At 69.8% G+C, this 17,257-nt stretch carries 12 protein-coding genes; 5 read left to right on the plus strand and 7 right to left on the minus strand.

Going from position 1 to position 17,257, the window contains the following annotated elements; all coding sequences use genetic code 11:
• Window positions 1–25 precede the first annotated feature (25 nt).
• The 6 genes from ABIE38_RS15840 to gdhA form a co-directional block, all read right to left on the minus strand.
• On the minus strand, window positions 26–448 hold the full coding sequence (locus tag ABIE38_RS15840) for a heat shock protein transcriptional repressor HspR (protein WP_354057897.1): 423 nt from the start codon (window positions 446–448) through the stop codon (window positions 26–28).
• A complete protein-coding gene (dnaJ, locus tag ABIE38_RS15845; RefSeq protein WP_354057899.1) occupies window positions 445–1,635 on the minus strand; it encodes a molecular chaperone DnaJ in 1,191 nt (396 codons plus the stop codon). The genes ABIE38_RS15840 and dnaJ overlap by 4 nt, the downstream gene beginning before the upstream one ends.
• Before the next feature lie 113 nt (window positions 1,636–1,748).
• Entirely contained in the window at window positions 1,749–2,363 is a 615-nt protein-coding gene (gene grpE / locus ABIE38_RS15850; RefSeq protein WP_354057901.1) for a nucleotide exchange factor GrpE, read from the minus strand.
• Window positions 2,360–2,557 carry a hypothetical protein gene (locus tag ABIE38_RS15855; protein WP_354057903.1) on the minus strand — a complete coding sequence of 66 codons (198 nt, stop codon included), beginning with the start codon at window positions 2,555–2,557 and terminating at the stop codon, window positions 2,360–2,362. Before ABIE38_RS15855 ends, grpE begins: the two co-directional genes overlap by 4 nt.
• Window positions 2,554–4,407, minus strand: a complete 1,854-nt coding sequence (gene dnaK / locus ABIE38_RS15860) for a molecular chaperone DnaK (protein WP_354057905.1) — start codon at window positions 4,405–4,407, stop codon at window positions 2,554–2,556. Before dnaK ends, ABIE38_RS15855 begins: the two co-directional genes overlap by 4 nt.
• A 380-nt stretch (window positions 4,408–4,787) precedes the next feature.
• The gene (gdhA, locus tag ABIE38_RS15865) at window positions 4,788–6,134 is read right to left on the minus strand and encodes an NADP-specific glutamate dehydrogenase (RefSeq protein ID WP_354057907.1); all 1,347 of its coding nucleotides are present in this window, start codon (window positions 6,132–6,134) and stop codon (window positions 4,788–4,790) included.
• A gap of 321 nt (window positions 6,135–6,455) precedes the next feature.
• Here gdhA and ABIE38_RS15870 point away from each other — a divergent pair, with 321 nt between their 5' ends.
• The 3 genes from ABIE38_RS15870 to ABIE38_RS15880 all read left to right on the plus strand — a co-directional run bounded on the left by ABIE38_RS15870 (window position 6,456) and on the right by ABIE38_RS15880 (window position 12,817).
• On the plus strand, window positions 6,456–7,790 hold the full coding sequence (locus tag ABIE38_RS15870; RefSeq protein ID WP_354057909.1) for a S1 family peptidase: 1,335 nt from the start codon (window positions 6,456–6,458) through the stop codon (window positions 7,788–7,790).
• 114 nt (window positions 7,791–7,904) lie between these two features.
• Entirely contained in the window at window positions 7,905–9,500 is a 1,596-nt protein-coding gene (locus ABIE38_RS15875) for a S1 family peptidase (protein ID WP_354057911.1), read from the plus strand.
• Between the two features lie 173 nt (window positions 9,501–9,673).
• Window positions 9,674–12,817, plus strand: coding sequence for a (Fe-S)-binding protein (locus ABIE38_RS15880; protein WP_354057913.1), 3,144 nt, complete (start codon window positions 9,674–9,676; stop codon window positions 12,815–12,817).
• A gap of 74 nt (window positions 12,818–12,891) precedes the next feature.
• On the opposite strand, the gene ABIE38_RS15885 is transcribed toward ABIE38_RS15880, so the two are convergent.
• Complete coding sequence (locus ABIE38_RS15885) at window positions 12,892–14,781, minus strand: NAD(P)/FAD-dependent oxidoreductase (RefSeq protein WP_354057915.1); 1,890 nt, start codon at window positions 14,779–14,781, stop codon at window positions 12,892–12,894.
• A 68-nt stretch (window positions 14,782–14,849) separates the two neighbouring features.
• On the opposite strand from ABIE38_RS15885, the gene ABIE38_RS15890 reads away from it, so the two are divergent.
• Both ABIE38_RS15890 and ABIE38_RS15895 read left to right on the plus strand, forming a co-directional pair.
• Complete coding sequence (locus tag ABIE38_RS15890; protein ID WP_354057917.1) at window positions 14,850–15,935, plus strand: helix-turn-helix domain-containing protein; 1,086 nt, start codon at window positions 14,850–14,852, stop codon at window positions 15,933–15,935.
• A 57-nt stretch (window positions 15,936–15,992) separates the two neighbouring features.
• Window positions 15,993–17,246 (plus strand): pyridoxal phosphate-dependent aminotransferase, encoded by a 1,254-nt coding sequence (locus ABIE38_RS15895; RefSeq protein ID WP_354057919.1) that lies wholly within the window; start codon window positions 15,993–15,995, stop codon window positions 17,244–17,246.
• Window positions 17,247–17,257 lie beyond the last annotated feature (11 nt).

A 17,257-nucleotide genomic window follows, 5' to 3' on the forward strand; every position in this document is an offset into this window, starting at 1 on the left:
CTTCACAAAGCGGGCTACTCGTGGTTCATCGGTCCTCGCGCTGGTGACGGGGCCGCCAGACCACGACCGAGGTGGAGCGCGGCACGTGGACCAGCTCACCACCGGCCCGGCCCCGCGCCGACCCCGCGCGGAGTTCCGCCAGTTCGTCGACCAGCTCGCGGACCCTGGACTGCAGCGCGTCCACCTGGTTGGTCAGCTCGATGATGCGCTTGATCCCGGCGAGGTTGACGCCCTCGTCCTGGCTGAGCCGCTGCACCTCGCGGAGCAGGGCCACGTCGCGGAGCGAGTACCTGCGACCGCCACCGCTCGTGCGTTCGGGGGTGACGATCCCCAGACGGTCGTAGGTGCGCAGGGTCTGGGCGTGCAGTCCGGACAGCTCCGCGGCCACGGAGATCACCAGGACGCTGTCGTCGGGGCCCAGTTCCCCCACGTCCCCCCGGGGGCTCATGCCGACCCGGCCCAGCCCGACCGTGGATCGAAGCCGGCCGCCCGCAGCGCCTCGTCGTATGCAGCGAGCTCGGCCTCGGCCATCCCGGCGGGGGGCGTGGCCACCCGGAGCGTGACCTTGAGGTCGCCGGTCCCGGACTTACGTGCGATGCCGCGACCCCGCACCCGCAGGATCTGTCCGTCACGCGACCCGGCCGGCACCTTGACGGTCACCCGTCCGGTGAGCGTGGGCACCGACACCTGGGAGCCACGGACGAGCTCCGGGTAGGAGACCGGCAGGTCGACGAGCAGGTCGGCGCCGTCGCGGTCGAACACGGCGTCCTTCTGCACGGTGACGGTCACGTACAGGTCGCCGGACGGTGCTCCGCGGAAGCCCGCCTCACCCTGGCCGGAGAGCCGGATACGTTGGCCGTCCTGGACCCCGGCGGGCACCTTGACGTTAATGGTGCGGGCGCGGTCGGTGACTCCGCTGCCTGCGCAGTCCGGGCACGGGTCGTCGATCTTGGACCCTGTGCCGCCGCAGTCGGTGCAGGGTTCGGCGAAGCCGAACGCCCCCTGGGTGCGCTGGGTGACCCCGGCACCGTGACAGGTGCCGCACACCTTGGGGCTGGTGCCCGGGCGGGCGCCGCTCCCGTGGCAGGTCAGGCACGGCGATGCGGACGAGAGCCTGATCTGCACCGTCTCGCCCAGGGCGGCCTCGCGGAACGACAGGGTGAGAGCGGTCTCGACATCCTGCCCGCCCTGCGGACGCTGTGCCCGGCCACGACCCGCACCGGCCCCGCCGCCACGGCCCTGGTTGAACAGGCCGCCGAAGAGATCGGAGAAGCCCCCGGCCCCTCCGGCTCCGCCTGCACCCGCGGCCCCTCCGAAGAGGTCGCCGATGTCGAAGTCACCGCCGGTGGTGGTGTATCGCCCCCCACCGGGAGGTGCGAAGCCGCCGAACCCACCGGAGGAGACCTGCGCCCGGAACTCGTCATACTCCTTGCGCTTGGCGGGGTCGCCGATGACACTGTTGGCCTCGCCGACCCGCTTGAACTTCTCCTCGGCGGCCTTGTTCCCCGGGTTCTTGTCCGGGTGGTTGTCGCTCGCGAGCTTGCGGTACGCCTTGCGGATCTCGTCCGCCGAGGCGGACTTGGAGACGCCCAGTTCGGCGTAGTAGTCCTTCTCGACCCATTCGCGCTGACTCACCAGACGCCTCCTTCCTCTATCGGTTCCTACTCAAGTCTCACTTTTCCACCTCGACCGCCGGTGTGCAGGTGCGCACCGCCAGGGCGGTGGCACCCGCACACCGGCGGGGCGGATCAGCGGACGGTGACCATCGCCGCCCGCAGGGTCCGCTCACCGTGGCGGTACCCCTTGCGCAGAACGGCGCCCAACACCGGCTCGGAGCCCTCGGACTCGTCCTGCACGGCCTCGTGGATCGCCGGGTCGAACGCGTCGCCCTCCTCGCCGAACGGCTCGACGTTGTGGGACGCGAGGAGCGCGTGCACCTTGTCCGCGAAGACCTTCAGCGGTCCCTCCTCGAGGTCCCCGTGGGCGCGAGCCCGCTCGAGGTCATCGACGATGTGCAGCAACTCGCCCAGGATCCCGGCCTTGGCGCTGTCGGCCTGGGCCTGTCGGTCCCGCTCGACGCGGCGGCGGTAGTTGGCGAACTCCGCCGACACGCGCTGCAGGTCCGCCGTCCGCTCGTCGAGCTGCGCCTGCAGCGCCGACGTGGCGTCGTCGGACGACCGGTCGCCGGCGGCGCCGTCGGTGGTGGGAGCGGAATCGTCCTCGACGATCTCGCCCTCCACCGCCTCCGACGGAGCGGCGCCGGTCTTGTCGTCGACCGCCTGCGCGGCGGCCACGTCCTCTGCGTCACCGCCCGCCCAGGCGGCCTTGTCCGTCTCCGGACCGTCCGCGTGTGGTGTGGTCACTGGAACTCACCTCTGGCTGTCTCGTCGTCCTCGGCGGCGGCCTCGACCTCGCCGGGGTCGACACCGGCCGCACCCTCGGCAACGATCTCGGCCTCGGGGGCGACGGGGGCGTCCTGGACGAACTTCTCGTCCACGGCCTCCTCGTCGGTGGCCTCCGGGTTGCCGGGATCAGGGATTCCGGTCGCGTCCGTCACTTGTCGTCCCCCTTCGGCTCGTCCTCGTCCACGACCTCGGCGTCGACGACGTCGTCGTCAGCCGAGCCCGTGGAGGTGGGGTCGCCGGCCTCGGCGCCCTCTGCCGCGGCGGCCTCGTAGATGGCCTGGCCCACGGCCTGGGCCTCGGTGTTGACCTTCTCCACGGCGGCCTTGATCGCGTCGACGTCCGAGCCCTCGAGCGCGCTCTTGGCCTCGGCGATCGCGGCCTGGAGGGACTCCTTCTTGTCCGCGGGGACCTTGTCCTCGTTCTCCGAGACGAACTTCTCCGTCTGGTAGATCGTGGACTCGGCCTGGTTGCGGGCGTCGGCCTCCTCGCGGCGCTTGTGATCCTCCTCCGCGTGGGCCTCGGCGTCCTTGATCATCTGGTCGATCTCCTCCTTGGACAGGCCCGAGCCGTCCTGGATGATGATCGTGTTCTCCTTGCCGGTGCCCTTGTCCTTGGCCGTCACGTGGACGATGCCGTTCGCGTCGATGTCGAAGGTGACCTCGATCTGCGGCACTCCGCGCGGCGCGGGGGCGATGCCCGCGAGCTCGAACGAGCCGAGCAGCTTGTTCTGCGCCGCCATCTCGCGCTCACCCTGGAACACCTGGATCTGCACCGACGGCTGGTTGTCGTCGGCCGTGGTGAAGGTCTCCGACCGCTTGGTGGGGATGGTGGTGTTGCGCTCGATGAGCTTGGTCATCACGCCACCCTTGGTCTCGATGCCCAGCGACAGCGGGGTCACGTCGAGCAGGAGCACGTCCTTGACCTCGCCGCGCAGGACGCCGGCCTGCAGCGCGGCGCCCACGGCGACGACCTCGTCCGGGTTGACGCCCTTGTTGGGCTCCTTGCCGCCGGTCAACTCCTTGACCAGGTCGGACACGGCCGGCATCCGGGTCGAGCCACCGACGAGCACCACGTGGTCGATGGTGGACACGGCGATCCCGGCGTCCTTGATGACGGCCTGGAACGGCTTGCGGCACCGGTCGAGCAGGTCCTGCGTGATCTTCTGGAACTCCGACCGCGACAGCGTCTCGTCGAGGAAGAGCGGGTTCTTGTCCGCGTCGACCGTGATGTACGGCAGGTTGATCGAGGTGGACTGTCCGCTGGACAGTTCGATCTTCGCCTTCTCGGCGGCCTCACGCAGACGCTGGAGCGCCATCTTGTCCTTGGTGAGGTCGATGCCGTTCTGCGCCTTGAACTTGTCGACCAGCCAGTCGACGATCCGCTGGTCCCAGTCGTCACCACCGAGGTGGTTGTCACCGGAGGTCGCGCGCACCTCGACGACGCCGTCGCCGATGTCGAGCAGGGAGACGTCGAAGGTACCGCCGCCGAGGTCGAAGACCAGGATGGTCTGCTCCTTGTCGCCCTTGTCCAGCCCGTAGGCCAGGGCGGCCGCGGTGGGCTCGTTGACGATGCGCAGGACGTTCATACCGGCGATCTGGCCGGCGTCCTTGGTGGCCTGACGCTGGGCGTCGTTGAAGTAGGCGGGGACGGTGATGACGGCGTCCGTCACGTCCTCACCGAGGTAGGACTCGGCGTCGCGCTTGAGCTTCTGCAGCGTGCGCGCGCTGATCTCCTGCGGGGTGTAGTTCTTGTCGTCGATCGAATCCGACTTCCAGTCCGTGCCGATGTGGCGCTTGACCGAGCGGATGGTGCGGTCGACGTTGGTGACCGCCTGGTTCTTGGCCGGCTGGCCCACGAGGACCTCGCCGTTCTTGGCGAACGCGACCACCGACGGGGTCGTGCGCGACCCCTCGGCGTTGGCGATCACATTGGCCTCGCCGCCCTCGAGGACGGCGACGCAGGAATTGGTGGTGCCGAGGTCGATACCGACTGCACGTCCCATGATGTTCTCCTTCTCTCCGCGCCGTTTCCGCGCGGACGGGGGTGGTCCGAAACTCCGTTGTTCAGCAGACCCGGCTCAAGGCTCGGATCAGTGACTCCACCCTGCCTCTCGGCGGTGGCGCCGTCAACCCAAGTTGAGTCCGGATCGCTGAGGTTTGACGCCCCGTATAACTGGGGACCGGCCAGATCCATTCCCGGAGTGATCCAGATCACGTGCAAACCTGCGCCCACCCGACTCAATCCCCCGTAGCGCCCATCCTCGCGCCCGCACGCCCGCACGCCCGCACGCCCGCATCCTCAACGATAAGAGCGTCCCGCACACCTGCCTCTCGGGCGATGCGTGCGGAACGCTCTTCCCGACGGGGGAATAGACGACCTGAGCTAGATGACTCCCTGCGCGAGCATCGCGTCCGCGACCCGGCGGAAGCCGGCGATGTTGGCCCCGGCCGCCAGGTCGCCCGGCATCCCGTACTCCTCGGCGGTCGCGGCCGTGGTGGCATAGATGCTGGTCATGATGCGGTCGAGCTCGGAGTCGACGCGCTCGAAGTCCCACTGGAGCCGACCGGCGTTCTGGCGCATCTCCAACCCGCTGGTGGCCACACCGCCGGCGTTCGCGGCCTTGGCGGGGCCGAACAGGATGCCCTTCTCGCGGATCACCTCGACGGCCTCCTCGGTGCACGGCATGTTGGCCCCCTCGGCCACCAGGCGGCACCCGTTGCCCGCCAGGGTCCGCGCGGCGTCGCCGTCGAGCTCGTTCTGCGTCGCGCAGGGCAGTGCGATGTCGCACTTCACCTCCCACACCGGACGCGCCTCGACGAACTCGCAGTCGCCCCGCTCCTCGGCGTAGACCGAGAGCCGCTCGCGTCGGACGTCCTTGACGTCTGCGAGCAGGTCCAGGTCGAGACCCCTCTCGTCGACCACGTACCCGGAGCTGTCCGAGCAGGCAACGACGGTGGCTCCCAGTTGGGTGGCCTTCCTCGCCGCGTAGAGGGCCACGTTCCCGGAACCGGAGACCACCACGCGGGAGCCGTCGAGGCTGAAGTCGGTCTCGCGGAGCATCTCGCGGACGTAGTAGACGAGCCCGTAGCCCGTGGCCTCGGTCCTCGCCCAGGACCCCCCGTAACCGATCCCCTTGCCGGTGATCACTCCCGCCTCGTTCCGGCCCGTGATCTTCCGATACTGGCCGTACAGGTAACCGATCTCGCGGGCGCCCACGCCGATGTCCCCGGCGGGCACGTCCAGGTCCGCCCCGATGTGATGGGCGAGTTCGGCCATGAACGACTGGCAGAAGCGCATCACCTCGCCGTCGCTCCTACCGTGGGGGTCGAAGTCGGAGCCGCCCTTGCCGCCTCCCAGTCCCAGACCCGTGAGCGCGTTCTTGAAGACCTGCTCGAAGCCGAGGAATTTCAGGGTGTCCTCGTCGACGGACCGGTGGAACCGCAGGCCACCCTTGTACGGACCCAGGTCGGAACTGAACTGGACCCGGAAGCCTCGCTGGACCTGGATCACTCCCGAGTCGTCGACCCACGGCACGCGGAAGGACACCACTCGTTCGGGTTCGACGATCCGCTTGAGGATCCCGCCCTCGACGTACTCGGGATGTTGCCCGACCACGGGGGCGAGCGACTCGAGCACCTCGTGCACGGCCTGCCGGAAGAGCTTCTGCCCGGGGTTGCGGGCCACCACGGACTCGAGCGCATCGTGCAGTGCGGCGTCGGCGTCGGACATGGGACCTCCGGTCAGGGGCTGCGGTCTGAGGGCTACGGTCTGAGGGCTACGGTGCGAGGGCTGGGGACTACGAGTACGCGGACCACCCGCCTCGGGCGACACCTCGGACCGAGGTTCCGCATGTCGGAGTGGCGGCCGGAACCGCGTCGCCGCCGTGCCGCAGCCTAGCGCCTGCCCTCTTCCACCACCGCGCCAGGCCGCGCCGGGCCCCGCGGCCAACCGGCCCGGGCGAAATTCCCCGCGGATGTGAATCCGGCCATACGATCAACGGTCACGGACCCGGCCTCATCCCTTCCCGTCTCGATAGGAACAGTGACCCCGATGCGCCACCTCCCCCGCCGCCGCAAGTGGAGTATCGGCGCCGTCATCGCCGTGATCGTGGTCGCGGCTCCGATCGCCGCCCAGGCCCAGCCTCGCGACGGCGCCCCGGCAGTGGACGACTCCCGCGCGATGGCCGCGATCGAGCACGAGTCCCTCGAGGACGCCCTCGCAGAGGTCGGCACCACCCCGGCCGACTTCCGGACCCAATCCGTCCTGGCCGACCGCCTGGCCGATGCCTCGGACGACTACACCGTCCGGTTCCCCGAGGCCTTCGCCGGCGTCAGGATCGTGGGAGCCGCCGGCCAGGTGGCCGTGGTCCGGGGCGCCGACCAGGCGGAGATGCTGATCGCGGACGCCCGGTCCCGCGGGTTCACGGCGTTCTCCGCACCCACCCCGGCCCGGCAGCTGGACCAGACGGCGGAGCGGGCACAGGACTGGGCGGACTCCCTTCCCCCCGGCCAGCGGGACGGGGTGACCGCGATCGACGTGGATCCCTCCACCGGCGACGTCACCGTGGTGGTGGAGGACTCGGGCACCGCTCCCAGGCCCCCCGCCGACCTCGGGGCGGGCGTGCGTACCGCAGGCCTCCGCCCCGCCCAGGGCTCCCTCGGTTCGGGCACGGCGACGCTGCCCGACACCCTGCTGCCGAACTCCATGGTGGGCGGGACCCGCATGTACGTCCTGTCCCCCTCCCGCACCGTCGCCAACTGGTGCTCCCTGGGGTTCAACGGAATCCGTGACGGACGGGTCGTCAACATCACCGCGGCCCACTGCAGCTCCTTCACGGACCAGGCGACGGGGCAGTCCGTTTTCCGGCCCGGCACGGTCTCCGAGAACGCCGGCTCTCCCAGGCTCGGGGCGTTCACGTCCGCGGAGGCCGACGAGGCTCTCGACGCGGCGCTGATCACCATCGATCCCGAGGACTACCCGCGATTCCAGAACTCGCACGTCCTCGCTGACGGTGCGCGCCCCCTCCCGTTGTCGGGCACGCAGTCCCCGGTCAGGGGGCAGGTCCTGTGCAAGTACGGTCAGCGGACCGGCTACACGTGCGGGAGGGTGTCCGCGATCGACTCGGCGTCCACGGGTGGGGTCAGGAACGTCACGATCGAGCTGTGCGCGATCGCGGGCGACAGCGGCGGCGTGGTGTTCTCCGATACTCGGGCGGTGGCCGTGACGAGCCTGTCCAACGCCTTCGACACCAACGACCAGCCCTACGCGGACTGCACCGTCGCCCGGACGGAGCTCGCCCGTCGCGGGGCGGTCCCGTTGATGCTCGGGGTGACCGTCGGTGCGATCTCAGCCCGCTTCCCTGGACTCGAGGTCGGAGCTTCCTGACACACCAATCCCACTAATCACACGTGTCACACTGGACTCAGTAATCACATCTCCGTAATCTTGGCCGCAACTGGTCGACCTGAAGTCGTCCACCGTGCATCACGGAAGGCCACCATGCGCACCACCTCGAAGCTCGCCGTCCTCACCGCCGCCGCGGCCCTGGTCGTCACCGCGACTCCCGCCGGCGCGGCCCCCTCCCCAGCTCCCGCCCCCTCGGCGCCCGCGACGACGCAGGCGCTCCCCGCTCTCGACGCCGCCCTCGGATCGCAGTTGACCTCTCTGGTCGAGGCCCTGCGCCGGGATCTCGGCCTGACCCCCGAGCAGTTCCTGGACCAGGCCGGGATCGGTGAGCGCCTGGCCGAGTCCCGCCCGCGGTGGGAGAAGGCGTTCCGTGACTCCTTCGGTGGGGTGTGGCTGGACGAGGAGGGCACGGGCCTGGTGGGCGTGGTCGCCGGGGAGGCCGGCGACCTGCTGCGCGCCGAGGCCACCGACGCCGGGTTCACCGTGCAGGACGTGGCCCTGACCACCGAGGAGCTCACCGCCCGCGAGCGACAGGTGGGCAAGATCGTCGACGACCTCCCGGAGGACCTGCGGGCACTTGTCACCGGGGTGCGGGTCGATCCCACCCGCAACACCGTGGTCGTGGCCACCCGCGGCGGCGAAGCCGCCCAGCTGGGCAACCTCACAGCCCGGCTGAAGGACCTCGCCGAGATCGACATGACCGAGGCCCCCGACCCCGCGTGGGACACCGCACCCTTCGGCAGTGAGGCGGGCGGGACCCAGTCCGACGGCGAACCGACCACCCAGGGCCTCGAACCCGCCACGACCCGCGCCGGCGCATCGGGCCCGACCGCCACCGGTGGCGACTCCGGATCTCTCGGCAGCCTGGCCCTGCTCAACCAGACCGGCGTCATCCCCGAGGGCCCGATGCAGACGATCGTCGAGCTCTTGTCCGGCCTCACCCCCGGCACCGGCTCGATCATCGACGGGATGAGCCAGACGATGGCCGACCCCGTCACCCCGGTCCCCGAGAACCAGACCCGCGCCGACGGGCCCGCGCCGACCGGACCCATCGCCGGGGGCACCGCCTACTCCGTCGCGGTCCCGGGCGGGATCCTCGAGTGCTCCACCGGGTTCAACGGCGAGCTCGACGGCGCGCCCGTTGTCATCACCGCCGCGCACTGCGCGGGCGCCGACGGCACCCGCGCAGCATTCGCCGACGGCGAGGAGTTCGGCACCATGACACGGACCCAGCGCGACGGGATCGACACGGCGCTCGTAGCCGTTGACCCGGAGCTCACCGACCGCTTCCGCACCAACCTCGTCGGCGCCGGTCCCGACACCACCCAGGCGATCACGGGGACGGCCGACCCGGTCGTCGGACAGAAGGCCTGCAAGACCGGGTTCCGGACCGGATTCTCCTGTGGCACCGTCTCCGAGGTCGGCGCGATGATCGACGTCGCCGGCTCCCGCACCATCGCCAACGCGTTCACGGTGGATCTCTGCGCCCTCCCCGGGGACAGCGGCGGCGTCGTGTTCTCGGGTGACAAGGCCCTGGGCATCTCCAGCGCGTCCAACGTCGCCGAGACCGGGACCTGCGCCAACGCCGACGCCGTGGCCAGGGAGAACGGGTACGTCCCGCGCCTGTCGGCGGTCCCGATCTCCGACGTCCTGGCCGCGCATCCCGGTCTGACACTGCGCACCAACTGATCCAGAACGACCCGCGGGCCCCGTCCCACGAATCGAGTGCACTCCGCTAAGGGGAACCTCAACTCGTGGGACGGGGCCCGCGTGGCTTACCTTTAACGACAAGACCGTCGACGGGCACCCCTGGGGTCGTCAGGTGCCCGTGCGTCGAGAAGTGCGACGAAAGGCCGCGAACCATGTCAGGCGTGACCATCACTCTCGGGACGATCGGTGTCCTGCTCAGTTTATTTGCTTGGGCCTCTTTCATCGGCGGCGTATCGCGCATGGTGCGGAGCATCATGCTGGGCCAGAAGGACGGCTTCAACCGATTCGGCCCGGTGTTCGCACGGATGAAGAACACGATCATCGAGGTCGGCGCCCACACCAGGATGGCCAGGAAGCGGTCGGTCGGCTTCTTCCACTGGTTCGTCATGATCGGCTTCATGCTCGGCTCGATCGTCTGGTTCGAGGCCTACATCCAGACGTTCAACCCGCGCGGCGGCTGGCCGTGGTTGTCGCAGCAGTCCTGGTACCACGTACTGGACGAGTTCCTCGGCCTGGGCACCGTCATCGGCATCACCGTGCTGATCATCATCCGCCAGGTCAACCAGCGTCGGGGCCTCAACCGCTTCAACGGTTCGGACCGCAGGGCCGCGTACTTCGTGGAAGCTGTGGTCCTCCTCGAGGGCCTGGGCATGCTCTTCGTCAAGGCCGGGAAGCTCGCGCTGTACCGCGAGGACGGTCAGGACTTCAACTGGGCACACGATTGGGTCTCCGGCCCCATCTCCACTGTTCTGCCGGCCAACGAGCTCATGGTCTCCATCTTCGCGCTGATCAAGCTGCTCACCGGCATGATCTGGCTGTACGTGGTCGGCCGCAACATCACCTGGGGCGTCGCCTGGCACCGCTTCTCGGCGTTCTTCAACATCTACTTCAAGCGTGATGCCGACGGCCGCACCGCGCTGGGCGCCCTCAAGCCGATGACCATGGACGGCGAGGCGCTGACCATGGAGAAGATCGAGGAGCGTACCGAGGCGGACGAGGACTTCGAGCCGGTCCTGGGTGCGGGCGCGATCGAGGACTTCTCGTGGAAGGGCTGGCTGGACTTCTCCACCTGTACCGAGTGCGGTCGCTGCCAGGAGCAGTGTCCCGCCTGGAACACCGGCAAGCCGCTGAGCCCCAAGCTCATGATCATGGCCCTACGTGACCACGCCCACGCCAAGGCCCCGTACCTGCTCGCCGGCGGTAAGACCACGATGGGCGAGGAGACGGGGCTCGTCGACGCCGAGGGCAACCCGGACGAGAAGAAGCTGGCCAGGATCCCCGAGGCCGCCCGCCTCGAGGCCCAGCGCCCGCTGGTCGGCCACACCACCGCCGACGTGTCCGACGACCCGATGGCCGCCGGCATCATCGACCCGGAGGCCCTGTGGTCCTGCACCACCTGTGGCGCCTGCGTCGAGCAGTGCCCGGTGGACATCGAGCACGTCGATCACTTCATCGACATGCGCCGCTACCAGGTGCTCATCGAGTCGGAGTTCCCCACGGAGCTCGCCGGCCTGTTCAAGAACCTGGAGAACAAGGGCAACCCCTGGGGCCAGAACAACTCGGGCCGCGACGACTGGATGAAGACCCTCGACTTCGACATCCCGGTCATCGGCTCGGACATCGAGGACTTCTCGGACACCGAGTACCTCTTCTGGGTCGGCTGTGCCGGCGCCTTCGAGGACCGCGCCAAGAAGACCACCCAGGCCGTCGCCACCCTGTTGCACACGGCCGGCGTGAAGTTCGCCGTCCTGGGCCAGGGTGAGACCTGTACCGGTGACTCCGCCCGCCGCGCGGGCAACGAGTTCCTGTTCCAGATGCTCGCCGAGCAGAACATCGAGACGATGAACAACGCCTTCGACGGCGTGCCCACCGGTCAGCGCAAGGTCGTCGTGACCTGTGCCCACTGCCTTAACGCCCTGAAGAACGAGTACGGCGACTTCGGCGGCGACTACCAGGTGGTCCATCACACGCAGCTGCTCAACCGTCTCGTGCGGGAGAAGCGGCTCGTGCCGGTCGCCCCGATCGACGGCGGCGTGACCTATCACGACCCGTGCTACCTCGGCCGTCACAACAAGGTCTACGAGGCCCCGCGCGAGCTCATGGACGGTTCCGGCGTGACCCTCACGGAGATGCCCCGCCACGGCCAGCGCTCCATGTGCTGTGGTGCCGGCGGCGCGCGCATGTGGATGGAGGAGACGGTCGGCAAGCGGATCAACGTCGACCGCGTCGACGAGGCGCTGTCGACCAAGGCGACCAAGATCGCCACCGGCTGCCCGTTCTGTCGGGTGATGCTCTCCGACGGCGCCACCGCGCAGACCGACGGCACCGAACTGGAGGGCCAGGTCGAGGTCGTGGACGTGGCCCAGCTCCTGCTGGAGTCCGTCACCCGCGACGGCGGTCTGCCCGAGCCCCGCGAGGCCGCATGGCTGGAGCAGCCGAAGCGCGAGATGACGTCCGCGGAGAAGGAGGCCGCCGAGGCCGCGAAGCCTGCCGAGGCCAAGACCGCGGTCGCCGAACCCTCCGGGACTCCGGACAACCCGGTGATCGACGAGGGCGAGGGCGCCGAGGTGGCCGCCGCCGGTACCGCGGGCACTGTCAGCGCCGCCGAGTCCGGCCCGTCGGCCGCCGACTCGAAGGGCGCGCCCAAGTCGGGCGGCCTGTCGCTCGGCGGTGGCGGAAAGGCCCCCGGCGGGCCCAAGGCGCCGGGTGGAGCCAAGGCGTCCGGTGAGTCCACGACCGAGGCCCAGTCCGCGGTCAAGGATGCCGAGCGCACGGAGGAGACCCGGGAGGCCGCCGTGGGTTCCGCGCCGGCCACCACCGGCGCTCCGAAGTCCGGCGGTCTGACCCTCGGCGGCGGCGCCAAGGCCCCGGGAGCACCCAAGGCGCCCGGTGCACCCAAGGCTCCGGGCGGAGCCAAGGCCCCCGGCGCCCCGAAGGCGGCGGCGCCGACCGCATCCCAGCCCGAAGCGGCCGAGACCGCTACGGCTGAGCCCGCCGTCGGCCTCGCACTGAAGGGTGGGGGCAAGGCACCCGGCGCCCCGAAGGCGCCCGGCGCGCCCAAGGCTCCCGGCGCCCCGAAGGCGACCGCCGCGCCGGCCGAGGAGGCGCCGGCACAGCCCGCGTCCGGGTCAGAGCCCGCCGCGGACGCGGACTCCGCGTCGCCGTCGGACACCGCGGCCGAGGAGTCGGGGACCGACGCTCCGAGCGCCGAGGCGTCCGCCCCGGCCGCACCCGGGAAGGGGAACTCGATCCCCCGCTCGACGAAGCCCGGCGGGTACGGCCTGTCCCTGGGCTGAGCACCCCCCAGGCCTCTGCGGCCCGTGATCGGAACCCCGATCACGGGCCGCAGGCGCATTGACTGGTCCCGCCGTCAGCAGGTGTGGTGCGCCTGCTGGACCTGGTAGACGGGGGTCGGCACCCCTTCCATTCTCGCCTTGAGCTGCAGGGCGAGGTACTTGGAGTAGTGGCGGGACTGGTGGAGGTTGCCACCGTGGATCCAGAGCTGCTCGACGTTCGTCGGCTTCCACATGTTGCGGAGTTCCCCCTCCCAGGGCCCGGGGTCCCGGGTGGTGTCGGAACCGTATCCCCAGACCTTGCCCACCCGGTCGGCGACGTCCTGCGAGATCAGATCGGTCAACCACTGGTTCATCGAGCCGAACCCGGTGGCGTAGACGATGAGGTCGGCGGGTAGGAACGTCCCGTCGTCCAGCTCCACCCCGTCGGCCCGGATCCGCGTCACCTGCCCGCGCGCCAGCGCGACCTCGCCGTCGATCACCAGTTGGCTGGCACCGACGTCGATGTAGTACCCGGAGCCGCGCCGGAGGTACTTGAGGAAGAGGCCGGATCCGTCCTCCCCGAAGCCCAGCTCGAATCCGGCCTCACTGAGACGCCGGTAGAACTCCGAGTCTTTCTCGGCCATCTGCTCGTAGACGGGGATCTGCACCCCGGGGAGCAGGCGGTAGGGCCAGGAGGCGAAGAGCATGTCGGCCTTCTCGGTCGTCACCCCCGCCTCCAGCGCGTCCTCGGAGTACAGGGGCCCGAGCGCCAGCGACATGAGCGACTCGCTCCGCGCGATGTGGGTGGAGGAGCGCTGGACCATGGTGACGTCTGCTCCGTGGTCCCAGAGCGCGGCGCAGATGTCGTGGGCCGAGTTGTTCGAGCCGATCACCACGGCCCGCTTGCCCTCCACGTCCCCCTCCCCGGTGAACTCCGAGGAGTGCCACTGTTCCCCGGTGAACGAGTCCGCGCCCTCGACGTGCGGGATGTTGGGGTAGCCCGAGACCCCGAGGGCGAACACCAACTGGGTGGGGCGGAGTTCCACCTTCTCGCCCCGCCGGTCCACCTCGACCCGCCACGTCCCGGACTCCTCGTCGAAGTCGGCCGTCAGACACTGCGTGCCGGACCAGTAGTCGAGCTCCATGATCGCGGTGTAGTGCTCGAGCCAGTCACCGACCTTGTCCTTGGACGGGAACACCGGCCAGTCATCGGGGAAGGCGATGTACGGGAGATGGTCGTACCAGACAGGGTCGTGGAGGTGGAGTGACTTGTAGCGCTTGCGCCACGAGTCGCCGGCCCGCTCGTTCTTCTCGATCACGATGGTCGGCACGCCCAGCCGCTTGAGCCGGGCGGCGAGCCCGATCCCGCCCTGGCCTCCGCCGATGATCACGGTGTACGGCTGCTCGGTGTACCCGAGGGTCTCCTGGCGTTCCTGCTTCTTCTCGAGCCACGTCTTGCGCCCCCTGCGGATGACGTGCTCGACGCCCTGGTCCCGGGTCCGGCGCCTCTTCTCCTCGTGGCCCTTGAGTTCCTGCATCGTGGTCAGGAGGGTCCAAGCCTTGCCGTCGCGCAGCCGGAGGTGGGCCCATCCGCGGCCGACCGCGGTCTCGAAGGTCACCCACGCCTCGGTCACGTCGCCGGACGCGGTCGCAGGGTCGTCGAGACTCCATGCGGAGGGCGAGACCGCGGGCAGCTGGGACTCGAGCATCCGGCGGATCTCCTCCCGCCCTTCGAGCGTCTTGAGGTTCCACGTGAAGGCCACGAAGTCTCGCCAGTAGCCCTCGGGGTCGAAGAGCTGCGCGGCCCGCTCCGCGTCCCCCGCCCGGAGGGCCTCGTCGAACTCCCCGAGCCACCTCTCGACCGTGGCGTTCGCGTCCACCACGTCGTCAGCCACCACGTCCTCGTTCTTCACATCTGCTCCCGCGCCTGAATAGTCGGCGCCCGGCCCACCCCGGTCGGCCGGTGCGTCTGTCGTCTGGGTCATGTCCGCTCCTTCGTGTCGTGTAGCTTCGGCAATGACGTAGATCACACTTTCTTCCCCAGGGGGTGGCAATGTCGTTGCACCCGGCCCTGCGGTTCTCTGACCCCCGGGCCTTCGCGGAGCGCTCCATCAGGGCCCACGGGATCGCGCTCTCCGGTGGCGCGACCTCCGACCTCGACTCGCGGGTTCTACAGGCGTGGAGGCGCAGTGGAGCCGCCGGGATCTCGCCGGACCAGGAACTGCCTGCCCGCGTGCTCACCCGCGACGAGGTCGCCGACGCCCGGCAGCGCACTCCCCTGCGACACATCGCCGCTGACGTGGTGGCCTCGGTGTCCGACACGTCCGCCGCGGGCCGGCACCTGGTGGTCCTCACCGATTCGCGGGGGTGCCTGCTCTGGCGGTCGGGAAGTCCCCACGTCCTTCGCCGTGCCGACTCGATCGCGTTCGCCGAGGGCGCGGACTGGTCCGAGCGGGGGATCGGCACGAACGGCATCTCCCTCGCGTTGGAGACCGGGACGCTGACCCACGCCACCGCGGGCGAACACTACGTCCGGGCCCATCACGGCTGGACCTGCACGGCCAGTCCCGTCCGCGACGCCCGCGGCAGGATCCTCGGAGTCCTCGACGTCTCTCATCCGGTCCGATTCTCGAGTTCCGAGACGGCGGCGCTGGTCCGGTGTGGGACCCGGTTGGCCGAGACCTTGCTCGCGAACGAGGTGGGCGGGCCGTCCCCGGACGACCTCCCCCCGCCGGAGCCGGGATCGCGCCCCGGCCCGGACGGGCGCGCGGACCGGGGCGACAACCCGGTGACGGAGATCCGTCTGCTCGGGTGGAGGCCGTCGGTGATCCGGGCCGACGGGTCGACGGTCGACCTCACCCCGAGGAGGGCGGAACTGCTCGCGCTCCTGGCGTCCCGGGAGGCGTGGACCGCGCGCTCCCTGTCCGAGGCGCTCTACGGGGACAGGGACGCGACGGCCACCGTCAGGGGCGAGGTCCGCAGGCTGCGTCAGCTCACCGGCCTGTCGATCGACTCCCAGCCGTACGCTCTGGCCTCCCACGAGCGGGGCTGCGTGGACTTCCTTTCGGTGGAGCACCCCGACGATCTCCTGCCACACTCGGAGATCCCCGCCATCATCGACCTGCGTTACGGGATCTGACACGGCGGGTCGGCGCGGCCGGAACCACATCCGACCGAGGTGGCACAATCAGCAGTCATGACGCCGGACAACATGGGACGCACGCTCCACCAGCCGCGCACGCTCGACCAGTCGTCCAAGCTCAAGGACGTCCTCTACGAGATCCGCGGCCCGGTGCTGGCACGGGCGAACCAGCTCGAGGCGGAGGGGCACCGGATCCTCAAGCTGAACATCGGCAACCCCGCCCCCTTCGGGTTCGAGGCGCCGGACGTGATCATGCGCGACATGATCGCGGCACTGCCGCACGCGCAGGGTTACTCGGAGTCCAAGGGCATCCTGTCGGCCCGCCGCGCCATCTTCACCCGCTACGAGCTGGTCCCCGACTTCCCGCAGCTGGACGTGGAGGACATCTACCTGGGCAACGGCGTGTCCGAGCTCATCACCATGACCATGCAGGCCCTGCTGGACGACGGCGACGAGGTCCTCATCCCGGCACCGGACTACCCGTTGTGGACCGCCATGACCTCACTCGCCGGGGGCAGGCCCGTCCACTACCTCGCGGACGAGCACGATGACTGGAACCCGTCGCTAGAGGACATCGCCTCGAAGATCACGCCCAAGACCAAGGCCATCGTCGTGATCAACCCCAACAACCCCACCGGGGCGGTCTACTCCCGGGAGGTCCTGCAGGGGATCGTGGACCTGGCGCGCGAGCACAGCCTGCTCATCCTGGCGGACGAGATCTACGACCGGATCGTCTACGACGAGGCGCAGCACACCTCCATCGCCTCGCTGGCGCATGATCTGCTGGTCCTGACCTTCAACGGCCTGTCCAAGACCTACCGCGTGGCGGGCTACCGGGCGGGCTGGATGGCGATCACCGGCCCCAAGGCGCACGCGGCCGGGTTCCTCGAGGGTCTGGAGCTGCTGGCCTCGACGAGATTGTGCCCCAACGTGCCCGCGCAGCACGCCATCCAGGTGGCACTCGGCGGGTATCAGTCGATCAACGAGTTGATCGAGCCCGGTGGCAGGCTCCACGAGCAGCGCGGCATCGCGTGGGAGAAGCTCAACTCGATCCCCGGGGTGAGCTGCGTCAAACCGATGGGTGCGCTCTACGTGTTCCCCAGGCTCGACCCGGAGGTCCACGAGATCCACGACGACCGCCTGTTCGCACTGGACCTGCTCGAGCGCGAACGCATCCTGGTCACCCAGGGCACGGGGTTTAACTGGCCGGACCCGGATCACTTCCGGGTGGTCACGCTGCCCGCCGGCCGCGACCTGGCCGTGGCGATCGAGCGGATAGGCAACTTCCTGGCCTCGTACCGGCAGTAGGGCCGCCCGCG

This window comes from Dietzia sp. 2505, assembly GCF_040546785.1.
Classification (GTDB): Bacteria; Actinomycetota; Actinomycetes; order Mycobacteriales; family Mycobacteriaceae; genus Dietzia.